At 39.6% G+C, this 13,773-nt stretch carries 10 protein-coding genes; 7 read left to right on the top strand and 3 right to left on the bottom strand.

Going from position 1 to position 13,773, the window contains the following annotated elements:
* Positions 1-16: 16 nt before the first annotated feature.
* Positions 17-955: a ribonuclease Z gene (locus ACHSBP_RS00910; protein ID WP_010562066.1), complete on the bottom strand. Its 939-nt coding sequence runs from the start codon at positions 953-955 to the stop codon at positions 17-19.
* Positions 956-1,130: 175 nt separating this feature from the next.
* A complete protein-coding gene (locus ACHSBP_RS00905) occupies positions 1,131-2,285 on the bottom strand; it encodes an IS30 family transposase (protein WP_395387956.1) in 1,155 nt (384 codons plus the stop codon).
* A gap of 546 nt (positions 2,286-2,831) precedes the next feature.
* Between ACHSBP_RS00905 and ACHSBP_RS00900 the strand changes: the two genes are divergently transcribed.
* Positions 2,832-3,374 (top strand): hypothetical protein, encoded by a 543-nt coding sequence (locus tag ACHSBP_RS00900; RefSeq protein ID WP_010562067.1) that lies wholly within the window; start codon positions 2,832-2,834, stop codon positions 3,372-3,374.
* An 86-nt stretch (positions 3,375-3,460) separates the two neighbouring features.
* Positions 3,461-4,180, top strand: a complete 720-nt coding sequence (locus ACHSBP_RS00895) for a hypothetical protein (RefSeq protein ID WP_010562068.1) — start codon at positions 3,461-3,463, stop codon at positions 4,178-4,180.
* 550 nt (positions 4,181-4,730) lie between these two features.
* Here the strand turns inward: ACHSBP_RS00895 and ACHSBP_RS00890 are convergent.
* Positions 4,731-5,270 carry a GNAT family N-acetyltransferase gene (locus ACHSBP_RS00890; RefSeq protein WP_010562069.1) on the bottom strand — a complete coding sequence of 180 codons (540 nt, stop codon included), beginning with the start codon at positions 5,268-5,270 and terminating at the stop codon, positions 4,731-4,733.
* A 139-nt stretch (positions 5,271-5,409) separates the two neighbouring features.
* On the opposite strand from ACHSBP_RS00890, the gene ACHSBP_RS00885 reads away from it, so the two are divergent.
* The 5 genes from ACHSBP_RS00885 to ACHSBP_RS00865 all read left to right on the top strand — a co-directional run bounded on the left by ACHSBP_RS00885 (position 5,410) and on the right by ACHSBP_RS00865 (position 13,732).
* Positions 5,410-5,835: a hypothetical protein gene (locus tag ACHSBP_RS00885; RefSeq protein WP_394228447.1), complete on the top strand. Its 426-nt coding sequence runs from the start codon at positions 5,410-5,412 to the stop codon at positions 5,833-5,835.
* 199 nt (positions 5,836-6,034) lie between these two features.
* Positions 6,035-7,678: an FMN-binding glutamate synthase family protein gene (locus ACHSBP_RS00880; RefSeq protein WP_010562071.1), complete on the top strand. Its 1,644-nt coding sequence runs from the start codon at positions 6,035-6,037 to the stop codon at positions 7,676-7,678.
* Positions 7,665-9,122 carry an NAD-dependent succinate-semialdehyde dehydrogenase gene (locus ACHSBP_RS00875; protein ID WP_010562072.1) on the top strand — a complete coding sequence of 486 codons (1,458 nt, stop codon included), beginning with the start codon at positions 7,665-7,667 and terminating at the stop codon, positions 9,120-9,122. The genes ACHSBP_RS00880 and ACHSBP_RS00875 overlap by 14 nt, the downstream gene beginning before the upstream one ends.
* Positions 9,123-9,182: 60 nt before the next feature.
* Positions 9,183-13,343, top strand: coding sequence for a S8 family peptidase (locus tag ACHSBP_RS00870; protein ID WP_395387955.1), 4,161 nt, complete (start codon positions 9,183-9,185; stop codon positions 13,341-13,343).
* Positions 13,343-13,732, top strand: a complete 390-nt coding sequence (locus tag ACHSBP_RS00865) for a hypothetical protein (protein ID WP_010562074.1) — start codon at positions 13,343-13,345, stop codon at positions 13,730-13,732. The genes ACHSBP_RS00870 and ACHSBP_RS00865 overlap by 1 nt, the downstream gene beginning before the upstream one ends.
* The last annotated feature ends 41 nt before the right edge of the window (positions 13,733-13,773 follow it).

Raw genomic sequence — 13,773 nt, 5'->3', positions numbered from 1 at the left:
TCTATGACAACTCACTTTACGCGTTCTTTTGTTTGTCAATTTCAACGACTAAGCCATCAAAAGCCAATATTAACTCACCAAAGTAGTATCGTTTTGCCTCATTTTCTAGCGGTTCTAGCATGCCTTCGCCGTGATATCTGCTTGAAAAATGAAACAGCGCAAGACGCGGGATCTGATACAACTCGGCAAATTCAGCAATGCGTTTGGCATCACTGTGCCCGGTATGCAACCCAACTTTATGTAAATCACTGTGAGTAAATGTCGCTTCGTGAACCAATAAGTCGATATCTTCAACGGCATTGGATAACAATGCTGGCTTTTCGTTATCTCCACAAATAATCACCTTGCGCGGCTGCCAGCTAGGAAAGCTATATTCTTCTGTACGTAACAACTTACCTTGGTATTCCGCATCGTGCCCTTTTTGCAGCAAGTTATAATGGCTACCCGTGGCAATGCCGTCATTAGCCAACTTATCAAGATGCAGTTTTCGCGGAATATTTTGCTCCGTTATTTTAAAGGCAACACTCGGTACGCGGTGCTTTAATGGGTGAATAGACACTTGACAAAAACTAAAATCAAGGCCGTGATCTATCGCTTCAATTTCACGGCAAATTAACTCAAACCCCGTTTCCATTTGAGTAAATTTAAGCGCGCTTAATACAAAATCAATTACCGCTTTAGGTGCCACTAAATGTACAGGCTCTTTTCGCCCCGCCAACGAAATAGAGGCAATTAACCCCGGCAAGCCATAACAATGATCACCATGTAAATGGGTAATTAAAATCACCGATAAGTGGTAGCTCGCCAGTTCACTTTTTAAAATTTGATGCTGCGTCCCCTCACCACAATCCACCAGCAACCAAGACTTAGTCGAGTCAAAACTCACCGCAGTAGCACTAACATTGCGATTAAGTGAAGGGCACGCTGAAGACGTACCTAAAAAGTGAATTTTCAAATTATGAGCCTATGGGTTTGTGGGTATTGGTTAAATTGTAGAGGAGATTGAATGGGGATGGAATTGGTAATCGGCATTGGGCATATTGATAGCCTTGTGCAAAGCAGCATTCATCCTTGATTGTTATCTCGCATCATCCATGATGCGCTCGTTCATTCTTTTTAAACGTGTGTGATCAATCAGTCAATGCAACACACTCTCTAAATTTGTCTAACGGTGTACAAAATCCAAGAGTTTTTCTCGGTCGACTATTAAGTGCTTGTGCTACATCATCTAATTCCTCCTGAGAATATATTGATAAATTTGTACCCTTCGGGAAGTATTGTCTTAACAATCTATTAGTATTCTCATTTGAGCCTCGCTGCCAAGGACTTTGAGGATCGCAAAAGTACACATCAATATTTGTTTGTTCTGAAAACGTTTTATGACCTTTGAGCTCTGTACCTCGATCCCAAGTCAACGATTTATATAAACTACTAGGTAATTTTTGAGCATGTTTTATTAGTTGAGGAATGACATTATGCGTGCTTTTATTTTTTACTTTAACAAGACATACATACCTAGTTTGCCTTTCAACTAATGTTGCTATATAGCTTTTTTGACTGCCTTCAATAAGGTCACCTTCCCAATGACCTGGTATAGCCCTATCTTCAATCGAAGCGGGGCGTTCACTAATTGAAACTAGCTCTTGAATATGACCTCTTTTGTTTTTTTCTTTAGTTCTAGTTCCTCTTATTCTTGGCTTTGAGCGAAGGCATTTAAGTAACTCTTTTTTCAATACTCCCCTAGTTTGGATATATAAGCTTTTATAGATTGTTTCGTGAGACACGTGCCAACTCTTATCATTTGGATATTGTAATTTTAGCCAACCAGCGATTTGTTCAGGTGACCACAAATTTTTTAACTTATCAGCTATTAATAATGCGAGTTCTTGATTTAATTTTAGTTTACAAAGTTTAGGTCTTTTAGCACGTTTCCAAGCTTTATCGTCAGCGGTACAAGCCCTGTATTTATGAATGCCGCCGTTACGTGATACTTCTCTACTTATAGACGAAGGCGCTCGTTTGAGTTCTTTAGCAATTACCCTAAAAGACTTATTTTGAGCTATACCTCGTGATATTTCTTCTCGCTCATTTAAAGATAGGTGATTCTTAGAGCGTTTTCGTTTAAAGCGTTTTACACCACCATATTTAGATAAAACATGATAAATTGAAGGTGCTTTGCGTCCCAATATATTGCCGATAGCACTCAAAGATTCACCAGACTTCCATCTTCGCCAAACTTCATCTTTTTCTTTATCGGTAAAACGAACAGCTGAACTATTACTCATTAACTGGCTCCACTTTTATGATTAAATAAAGTGTTGCACTGATTAATTGAATCTACACGGCCAAAAAGAACGAACCAAGAAAAAGCCGCCCCAGAAATCAAACTGATTCTTCAAACATAATTTAAATGTGAACATAAACGCCATGAATCGGCATCCATGCCTCAGCATGGCTTGCTCGACCGCTACGCTCCCTGTCTCGCATTATTCATTTAAATTTTGCTTTCAGGTTTGATTTAAGGGGGAAGTTTTTCTCAGTGGCAGCCTTCAAGGTCGTAATTGAGCGAAAAGCGGTCATTAGAAAATTATTTTTCAATACTGATTTTATCTCCAGTTGCTATGAGTTTCACCTATATTCAAGAAAACGACCCATTTGGTCGCTTTTGTCCTTTTCACAATTTCTATAATGATTAAAAGTTTATCTGTAGCAACAAGTTAGTTAGTGTGGTAGAACTGGTACAATGATAAAAATACCCCGTGGCGCGTCAGAAAAACGACCCAATTGGTCGATATTAAATTGTTATATGCCTTTGTTAAGCGTGGATTAATATGGATTTATTTAGCCAACAAATTGGACTTGTGGACGATTGTTTAAGGGCATGTGTATATGCTGACTTCATTTGTAAACAAAAGCCTCCTCTCGGCAGCGCTTGGGTTCCAATAGCTGATATGTGCTATGCGGATTTAGTTATTTGTTGGAATGGTTTGTTTGGGCAAAATAGCCAAGAAACGCACTGGAAAAAGTTTGTCGCTCAAATCACATTAACAAAAGAAGATAATTTAAAGCTCTTTAATAAAGATATGCTTCTTTCTTACCTTGATATTAGTGAGACTGAGTGGTCTTCATACCATGAAGAAATGAAAAATACTCGTAATGTACGTGTCGCTCATTTGAATACCAATATTGATATAAATCATCTTCCCAACATAACCATTGCTATGCACTGCTGTTATTTATATCGTGACTGGTTAATGGAGTTATTATGTGTAATGCAAAAAAGAGGATTGCAGCTTAAAGTGAGCCAACAACGAGCCAAAGACGCTGTACAAATTTATACTCAGCAAATAGAAAGAGCATATGCAGGCATATAACAAGTTGCTGAAATTTGTTCTTAAACTCACTGGTTATTGCCCTTTAGCAAAGCGTTATGTATTTTTCAGGTTTTAGAGTTTAGGTTATGGATAACAGAATAGATAAAGAACTGATTGACCCAATGATAGAGCCATCATCAGAGAAAGCACATAGAATAGCTAGATCAACCCTATCAATGGTGCCTTTAATAGGAGGAGCTTCAGTTGAAGCATTTAATGCCATAATTGAACCTCCTATGCTAAAGAGAAAAACAGAATGGATGGTACAAGTCACTGAAGTTATAAATAAACTGTTGGATGACGGAGTGATAACAGAAAATACTCTTCAGAATAATGAACGGTTTATGACGACCCTAATTAATGCTAGCGCTATAGCAATAAAAAATCATGATCAAGAAAAGCTAAAAGCTTTAAGAAATGTCATTTGTAACTCTGCTATGGGTAAATCACCAGATGATGTTATGCAAAATGTTTACCTACAAGCAATTGATTCCTTTACATCTTGGCATATCAAAATTTTACATTTAATTGATAATCCAATGAAATGGGCAGAACATAATAATCATGAATTCCCAAAATGGAATGCAGGTTTAATTTCTGGCGCTATCAGAGGTTTATTGGAAAATGCTTTTCCTGAAATGGTTGGTAATTTCGAAATTTATAATACTGTATGGAAAGAACTATTTACTAAGGGTTTTATTACTCAAGAAGGTTACAACGTAGACAGAAGTAAGCCAGTTCTTGAAAGTAGAACTACCAAGCTAGGATCAAATTTTATCAAGTTTATAGGCGAACCAAATACATAACAAACAGTTAAAACCGGACAAAATTCAGTTGGCTGGTTTCGCTACTCTTCACATTATAGCCAACAAAACTTTCCCTTTTGACTGAGGCGTTACGAATTATATTTGTTGGCAATTAATTGCCTTATAACAACAAGTAATGTATCGCATTGAGTAAATAATTCATCCATGAAGGTTGGTTCCATCGGTCATCCATGACCTCACTTCCTCAAGCTGCGAAGCGTTGCTTCGGTCTTTCGTCACCCATTAAATCAAACCTGAAAACATTATTTAAATGAATAATGCGAGACAGGGCGCGAAGCGGTCGAGCAAGCCATGCTGAGGCATGGATGCCGATTCATGGCGTTTATGTTCACATTTAAATTATGTTTGAAGAATCAGTTTGATTTTGGGGCACGTTTTTTGGTTCGTTTTTGTCGTGTAACAAAAATGAACAAGAGAGCGCCATGGATGGCGCTAGATAAAAGTACGGACGCTGTTGTCGCCAGCGCGACAAACATAGTATCAAACTAAACTCTGGCTAAGATTACACTCCAGAGTTATAGCAAAGTAATCAAAGTTCCCTTTCATAATAAACCGCTGGAATATCCCCTAGCGGATCGCTATGCATATACTCTTTTACAAACGTCATACCGAGCTTTTCCATTACACCAATGGAGCCAGCATTCTCTTTTAACGCAATTGCACTAATATGCGTGTACTCAGGCATTAACGCAATTTGCTCAACTAGGGCATTAGCAGCTTCGGTTGCATACCCTTTACCCCATGAGCTTTGCTTAAAACGCCAACCTAGTTCAAGGTTATGCCACTGGGTATCGGTTTCATCATTAAAGAAATGCATTGGCCGTACTAAAATCCAACCAATAAATTCACCCGACTCTTTAATGTTAACTTTCCAAAGACCCCAACCTTTTTCTTTATTGGCATACTTTGCCATGCGCGGTAAAAACACTGTGTGCTTTTCTTCCATCGTGGTTGGCTTGCCACCATTTAAATATTTCATTACCGCAGGGTCTTGGTCGAGTTGATATAAATCATCGATATCTTTTTCAGTGATAAATGAATAATTAAGGCGTGAAGATGATGGCTGCATTTTTTATACTCCTGAGCGGTAATTAATGTGATTTATGGGCTGAATTTTTCTTATTTTTTTCTGATTTGTGATTCTAACACTACTTTTTAAAAGGCCTTTAGTATTAACTGTTACCAAACATTAATAACAGGAAATACCAATGAATTTAATTAAAGGACTATGCCTAACACTCGCACTTTTTGTATCAAATGCCATTGCCCACCAATATGAAGGTGATTGGCAATTTATTAAAGGTGAATACAAAACGCCGTCAGGTGAAGTACTAAAAGCAGATAACGCGACACTTGTGGCAATCAAAACCGTGAAAGGCGATAAATTTGCCTTAAACAATATGCAGCAAGGTGAGTTCTTAGGGTATTTAGCCGGCAAGTTTACCATAGACGGCGATAGCTACAGCGAGCATATTGAAAAAGGCACTTCAAATGAGCACCAAGGTAAAGTGTTTACCTTTAAAGGTTGGCTTGAAACCAAACAAGAACACGGCCAAGAAGTTATTTACTGGCATCACAAAGGGTTAGTGAATGGCACAGAAGAAACGGAAGTTTGGCGTAAACTTGCTCGCTAATTTTTAAAACCAGTCAAACATTCAGAACCCAACCCTTTCTGAATAAAAGGAAACCAATACGGTTTCCTTTTTCTTTCAGTGACAAAGACCACGTTATTATGCAAAATTAGAGACGAGTGCAAGGGTTGCCCAAATTAGTCGTCTCGCGTCAATCCTTTATCTCTTATACGCAACCGTCAGCAAAATAAGAGTAAACTACATGACTATTATGCAAAAAACCTATTGGTTAATACTCACCTTAGGAAACGCTACTACATTTTTTTTATGGCAACAGCATCCTGATGACCTAACACTATCACTGTTTATTTTTACCCTTCTTTACAGTGCGATTGGCTTTTTCGATATCTTTTTCTCAAAGCGTAATTTAAACCGGTTGTACCCAGTTGTTGCTTACATTCGCTATTTTTTAGAGTCATTTCGCGTTGAAATACAGCAATATTTTATTGCCAACGACACCGAAGAAAAACCCTTTAACCGCGAGCAACGTTCGCTTGTTTACCAACGTTCAAAATCGGTGCGCGATACTATTGCCTTTGGTACGCAGCGCGATTTACTGGAAGAAAATTATTTAAGTTTATGGCACTCGCTCGCGCCGTGTGACGTAAAAGAAGAATATAAGCGCACGCTAATTGGTGGTCCGGATTGCAAACAACCCTATTCGGCATCTCGCTTAAATATTTCTGCAATGAGTTTTGGTTCGTTAAGTAAAAACGCCATCGAAGCGCTTAACTTAGGCGCCCATAAAGGTAGTTTTTACCACAATACTGGTGAAGGCGGGCTCAGCCCTTATCACCTAAAACACGGTGGCGACATTGTTTGGCAAATCGGTTCGGGGTTATTTTCGTGTCGAACACAAGATGGCGACTTTGACCATGAAGTATTTCGCACTAAAAGCGCATTACCGCAAGTTAAAATGATTGAAATAAAGCTATCGCAAGGTGCAAAACCAGGGCATGGTGGTGTATTGCCTAAAGCAAAAATTACCGACGAAATAGCACGTATTCGATTAGTGGACCAAGATAAAGACTGTATATCGCCAGCGGCGCATCCCAAGTGCAAAACGCCAAAAGAATTACTTAACTTTGTTGCTGAATTACGCGAGCTTAGCCAGGGCAAACCTGTTGGCTTTAAACTTTGTTTAGGCAATCCCGCCGAGTTTTTAGCAATCTGTAAAGCCATGTTAGAACTGGATATTTACCCCGACTTTATTACAGTTGATGGCGCTGAGGGTGGCACAGGCGCTGCGCCCGTTGAATTTTCAAACCGCTTAGGCATGACCTGCCTTGAAAGTGTTTACCTTATTCATAACGCATTAATTGGCGTTGGTATTCGCGATAGAATTAGCATTATTGCCTCTGGTAAAACCGCATCGGCATTCGATCTATTAGCAAAACTTGCAATTGGCGCAGACGCTGTGAACGCAGCGCGAACTATGATGATGGCATTAGGCTGCATTCAATCTCGCAGCTGTAACACTAACGAATGCCCAACTGGCATTGCCACACAAGATCCTGCGCGCGCAAAAGCAATCGATGTTGAAAGTAAAAGTGAGCGAGTTAAAAACTTTCATAAAAATACCCTTCACGCCTTTTATGAATTACTCGGTAGCATGGGATTAGACGACCCCGATAAACTATTGCCGCAAATGGTAAAACGCAGAACGCCATACGGCTTGCTAATGTCGGTTGGCAGCTTAATAAAACCGTTACGCAAAGGTGAAATACTGGAAGATAGGCCACTTGGCAATTGGAGTATCTGGTGGCAGCAAGCCTCAAGCGAGCATTTTTACGTATACGACGAGACTATTTTAAAACCACAGGAGTTAGTACGTGACAACACCTAATTTATCGCAGTTAAAAAACCAATCACTGATTAAACAAAGTAGTTTCGTTAACGGCTCGTGGTTATCATCAAAAAGCTCATTTGATGTTATTAATCCTTTTAACAATGAGTCACTACTGCAGGTTGATAATATTGAAATAACGCAAGTTGAAGATGCTGTTTCTGCCGCCAAAAGCGCTCAACAAGCATGGCAAAGTACCACTGCCTACGAACGAGCATCTCAACTTAAAAAGTGGGGCGAGTTATTAACAGAAAATCTTGACGATTTAGCGCTATTACTCACCTTAGAGCAAGGTAAGCCACTGGCGGAAGCGCGCGGTGAAATTAAATATGGCATTAGTTATATTGAGTGGTTTTGCGAAGAAGCCAAGCGAGTTTACGGCGATACCATTCCTGCACTAAGCAATTCTCAGCAAGTGATTGTAACAAAACACCCTGTTGGTGTTGTTGCGGCGATTACACCTTGGAATTTTCCTAATGCGATGATCACCCGAAAAGCCGCAGCTGCACTTGCTGCAGGCTGCTGTTTTATTGTGAAACCATCAGAGTTAACGCCTTTAAGTGCGCTGGCAATGGCTGAATTAAGCCTACAGGCAGGCATACCAAAAGGTGTTTTTAATGTGGTTGCAGGTACTAATGCTAAAGCCATTGGCGAGGTGTTAACCACCCATCCAGATATTGCCAAGTTTAGTTTTACCGGTTCCACAGCTGTGGGTAAATTACTCACCCAACAAGCCGCATCAACGGTAAAACGCGTTTCGATGGAGCTTGGCGGTAATGCACCGTTTATTGTTTTTGACGATGCTGATTTAGAAGCTGCAGCCACAGGGTTAATTGCAGCAAAATTTCGAAACGCTGGGCAAACCTGCGTGTGCGCCAATCGTATTTATCTTGCCGAATCCATTAAACAGCCATTTTTATCCATCTTCACAGAAAAGTTAAAGCAGTTAATACAAGGCAATGGCCTGAACGATGTGCAACTTGGTCCGCTTATTAACCAAGCCGCAATCGATAAAGTCACACAATTAGTTGATACAGCGCTAAGTGAAGGCGCACATATTCACTACCAAGGTGAAGCAAGTGCAACAGGCTACCCAGCAACTATTTTAACCAACTGCAACAACACTATGGAGATTGCACAAAACGAGATTTTTGGCCCAGTAGCCACTATTTTTAGCTTTGATGATGAGCAAAGTGCTATCAATCTCGCTAACGATACTGAGTATGGCCTTGCCGCTTACTTTTATAGCCAAAACATTAATCGCATTATGCGCGCAGCCAATCAATTAAAGTTTGGCATGCTTGGCATTAATGAAGGCATTATTTCAAATGCCGCCGCCCCATTTGGTGGCGTAAAACAGTCCGGTTACGGCCGCGAAGGATCCGCTTATGGATTAGATGATTATTTAGAAATCAAATACTTATGTTTCGGCAATCTAGACTAGCGATCACCTTTTAAACTGAGTACTATGAGCACCATATTCATAGTACTCAAAGGATGATATATGCCATATTTTGTGAAAAAGGGACAGTTCGCAGTCTCTGTATGTGCCTTATCAATCGCTACCTCATTACACGCAAGCAACACAAACTTTTCACTTTCAAATAATCTAAATTTGAATGAACGTCAAACTAGTGTCACAAAACACACACGCGTTGTTCTGAATGAAAATGGTAAGCCTTTAGAGCAAAAGTCATACTACACGAGTGCTAAACCTCGTTATATCGTTCAGCTTAAAGAGGCATCGGTATTAGAAGTAAAACGAAAAATTGAAAAACAACTATTTCCCGACAAAGGTCAAGCGAAAACAGCTTCACAAAACCAGCTGCATCATATTAATTCTAAGCTTCAACAAACAGAACTTGCCATTCAAAACCAGCAATTATCAACAATTCATGCACTACGTGCTATTTCGCCAAACATAAAGGTGTTAAGACAATTTTCACGTGTAAACAACGCGATTGTATTAGAAGCCGAACAAACTTACATAGATTCGCTAAGACAACTCCCTAGCGTAAAAAGCGTAAGTAAAGACACCATTAAAACCGTTAATTTAGAACAAAGTGTGCCACTTATTAATGCTGACAAAGTATGGGAGCTTCAAAGTAATGACGGACAACTATTAACAGGCGAAGGCGTTGTTGTTGCTATCTTAGATTCAGGTGTTGATTACACTCACCCAGATCTAGGTGGCTGCTTTGGTATTAATTGCCGCGTAACAAATGGTTATGACTTTCATTACAACGACAATGATCCTATGGATGAAAATGGGCATGGTACTCACGTCGCTGGTATTGTAGGCGCAAATGGTTATATTAAAGGCGTTGCACCCAATGTTACTTTTCATGCTTATAAAGTACTTAATGACGATGGTTGGGGATATAGTAGTGACATTATCGCTGGTATTGAACGCGCAGTAGACCCTGATGGAGATATTACAACTGATGATGCAGTAGACATTATCAATATGAGTTTAGGCGGAAGTGGTAATGCTACAGATCCAACCAGCACCGCTGTTAATAATGCGGTTGATGCAGGAGTAGTTGTGGTAGTTGCTGCCGGTAATGATGGCTATTATGGCGCTATAAACAACAGTTCTCCAGCAGCTGCCGAAAAAGCAATCACCGTTGCATCATCGAGGAAGATTGATGAAATGTCATCATTCTCATCGAAAGCGCTAACCGCAACTAATTTTACAAAACCGGAAATTACAGCTCCTGGCCACTACATAGAGTCGACATTAACTGGTAGGTATAGTTATGGTCATTTAAGCGGCACGAGTATGGCTACCCCACATGTTGCAGGAGCCATTGCGTTATTAAAGCAGAACAATGATTCTCTTAACGCTTCCTCTGCCAAACAGCTATTGGTAGCAGGAGCAATTGATTTAGGTGTATCACCACTTGCACAAGGCGCTGGAAGATTGGATATATTAGCAAGCCTAAAAGCAACTACATCCGCCAGTCTAACCGCGTTAAATTTTGGCACCTTAGATAAAAACACTAAGCAATGGTCTAGCACCAAAACATTCACAATTTATAATAGCGCTAACGAGGCGCAAACATACAAGGTGAGTTTTACAGAAGGTTTTCCCACAGGTGCTTCTATTTCGAGCGATAAAGAATCGATAGTTGTCGCAGCAAAAAGCTCCGCTGAATTAACAATTACTGTTGATGTTCAAGATACCGCTATTATTCCTGATGTTGCAGCTGATGGTATTCATCATAATGCGGTCGTTTTAGAATCTGATACCAGTAGATTACGCATTCCTACTTACTTTGAAAATGCGATGAAACTAACTTTGTCTACTAACTCACCGAGTGAGGTATCTGTAGATATGATCGATTCTAGCGGCGAAAGGTCAACTTACACAGTAACAGGTCTATCTCCTGTAATAATTAATGTTCCCGATACTAGCCTTTGGTTGGGAGCTACCTATTTTAATCTAGATACCAGCGATTTACCTGTTAGGTCTGGTTTTATCAATATAAAAAAAGGGATTTCTTCTCATCTACTAAACTTAACTGAGAATACCGAATTTAAATTAGATGTTGATGAGTTAACTCACGTAACGGGGTTAACCTCCTTAACAGATGCAAGTGGTAATAGTGACTTTACACACATCAATAACTTCTTTACGTCAACGTACTTTTCAAAAGATACACTTAAACTAGGATGGTTATCTGCCCCTACTCAGCCTAGCATTCAATACCTTGCTGTTGGTAATCTTGACCATAGCTATGAGTTTTCCTATCAATCTCACTATAGAATTACAGACCAATCCGACACAGAAAAACTATTTTTATATCAAAACACACCTTCACAAACAGGCATGCTTGGCGAGGATATTCAAATTGATTTAACAACTTTGAGTGCCACAACATTTGATTTATCGAATTATAACGACGTTGCTGCTTATAAAGTGCAAGATCATCACTATGATCCTGCAAATAATATAGATTTATCCAACGACATAACTAAGATACAAGTGTTCGAAACAAATAATGAATCAGTATTGGATAAAAAAATACTGCAATTATTTGATTCTACTAATGCTGAAACAGCGTTTATTGTTTCACCATACTTCGGCTTAAGCAACGAAGGCAAACTACGCATTTCTGACTACGTTCGGGGTTACGATCGCTATCCAATAGAAACGCCCAATAATGAACTGCCACTTAACCCAGAAAAGGCTTATTTATCAGCATCCATTGTAAGTGATGGAGAAACAATCTCACTTAAACCAAATAAATATTTGGACGGTCAATTTTACCATGACCTACAAGGTGCAAAATACAATATTGATAGTCAATACCAATTTTTCTGTGAGCATGAAGATGGTACAAAAACACAGCTTCACACTGGTACTTTAAATTCAAATGAGTCTCGTCTTTCACATTTTAAAGACAGCTGTGAAAACCTGAAATTTAAACTGACTTTTAACAATTCCAGTGTTGAGCTTTCAGCCAAAGACAGTTTTTATATTCCAAGCATTGGAACTATTGGTGCTTATTATCATGGTGGAACATTTATTCAGCCTGAGCTCAATAAGATTGGTATTGATATTCATTTCATGGGAAATGATTTAGAAGCTAAGAAGACTGAAATAAAGATAAATGACGGTGATTGGGAAGAAGTTTATTTTTGGCAAGCTGATTTAGGACCTGTTGCAGTTTCCTTGCCGTTAATAGAAGGAAATCATTCGCTCAGTTTACGCGTTACCTTCGATGGCACTAATTCCAGAGATGTCATTTATTCACTCAATGATTATTTTACTTACGGTTCAGAAGCTGGCGAGATTAATGACGCAGATAACGACGGCATTCCAAACGACCAAGATCTGGATGATGATAATGACGGTTACAACGATGATATAGATGCCTTCCCATTTAATCCCATTGAATGGTTAGATTCTGATAATGATGGCATTGGAAACAAACTCGATCCTGATGATGACAATGATGGCTATTTAGACGATAAAGATGCTTTCCCATTAGATGCAGGTGAATGGCTGGATACCGATGTTGACGGTATTGGTAACAATGCTGATACTGATGACGACAATGATAGTGTACTAGATACCGAAGATGCATTCCCACTCGATGCTAATGAGTCGGTAGACACAGATAGTGATGGCATAGGCAATAATGCCGATACTGATGACGATAATGACGGTGCATTAGATGCTGCGGATGCATTCCCACTCGATGCGACAGAATCAGTCGATACCGATGGTGATGGTATAGGTAATAACGCAGATACTGATGATGATAATGACAGTGTATTAGATGCCGCGGATGCATTCCCACTCGATGCGACAGAGTCGGTCGATACCGATGGTGATGGTATAGGCAATAACGCAGATACTGATGACGATAATGACAGTGTATTAGATACTGCGGATGCTTTCCCGCTCGATGCGACAGAGTCAGTTGACACTGATGGTGACGGCATAGGTAACAATACCGATACCGATGATGATGGTGACGGCGTAGAAGATAGCCTAGATGCTTTCCCACTAGATGCCTCTAAATCAGCACTCCCAGCAAATAACGTTACAGACAATAAGAAGTCATCCTCAGGAACATTGCCATTTTTTGCATTAATAATACTGTTATCAATTTCGATAATGCGACGCTTTACATTTTTTACTGGGAGTAAATAGTGGACTTTCGTTTGTTATCAGGTATCACGGCGTTAATCGCTGCGTTACTTTCAGTCGCCCTAATGGGAATACCCGAGCTGCTTTTTTATCTATTTAATATTGAAGCCAGCGATGCAACCTATTTTATGGGGCGTAGAGCAAGCATTCTGTTTCTTGGGCTTGCATTGGTCTCTTGGCAAATACGCAACATATCAGACAACACGGCACAGCTAGGTGTTAGCTTGAGTTTTATGGTGATTATGTTTGGCTTGGCAATACTCGGTAGTATTGAATTTACGCTAGGTAATGCAGGTGTAGGGATCTTTTTGGCAATAATCACCGAGCTGACTCTCGGGTTATTTTACCTAAAAATATGGCGAGAAAAGCGGTTACGTTCAAACCCTGTTTAAATAAAAAAGGCCATTGTGGCCTTTTTTATTGTGGTTTTAAA

It is taken from the genome of Pseudoalteromonas sp. XMcav1-K, assembly GCF_044005875.1.
Classification (GTDB): Bacteria; Pseudomonadota; Gammaproteobacteria; order Enterobacterales; family Alteromonadaceae; genus Pseudoalteromonas; species Pseudoalteromonas spongiae.
The sequence above is the reverse complement of the archived record's forward strand: the minus strand, read 5'-3'. Positions and strand labels throughout refer to the sequence as shown.

What these genes read in the sequence shown, in the direction of transcription:
- ACHSBP_RS00905 (WP_395387956.1), bottom strand. Translation starts at nt 2,285, where the DNA reads ATGAGTAATAGTTCAGCTGTTCGTTTTACCGATAAAGAAAAAGATGAA.
- ACHSBP_RS00870 (WP_395387955.1), top strand. Translation starts at nt 9,183, where the DNA reads ATGCCATATTTTGTGAAAAAGGGACAGTTCGCAGTCTCTGTATGTGCC.
- ACHSBP_RS00900 (WP_010562067.1), top strand. Translation starts at nt 2,832, where the DNA reads ATGGATTTATTTAGCCAACAAATTGGACTTGTGGACGATTGTTTAAGG.
- ACHSBP_RS00885 (WP_394228447.1), top strand. Translation starts at nt 5,410, where the DNA reads ATGAATTTAATTAAAGGACTATGCCTAACACTCGCACTTTTTGTATCA.
- ACHSBP_RS00890 (WP_010562069.1), bottom strand. Translation starts at nt 5,270, where the DNA reads ATGCAGCCATCATCTTCACGCCTTAATTATTCATTTATCACTGAAAAA.
- ACHSBP_RS00895 (WP_010562068.1), top strand. Translation starts at nt 3,461, where the DNA reads ATGGATAACAGAATAGATAAAGAACTGATTGACCCAATGATAGAGCCA.
- ACHSBP_RS00880 (WP_010562071.1), top strand. Translation starts at nt 6,035, where the DNA reads ATGACTATTATGCAAAAAACCTATTGGTTAATACTCACCTTAGGAAAC.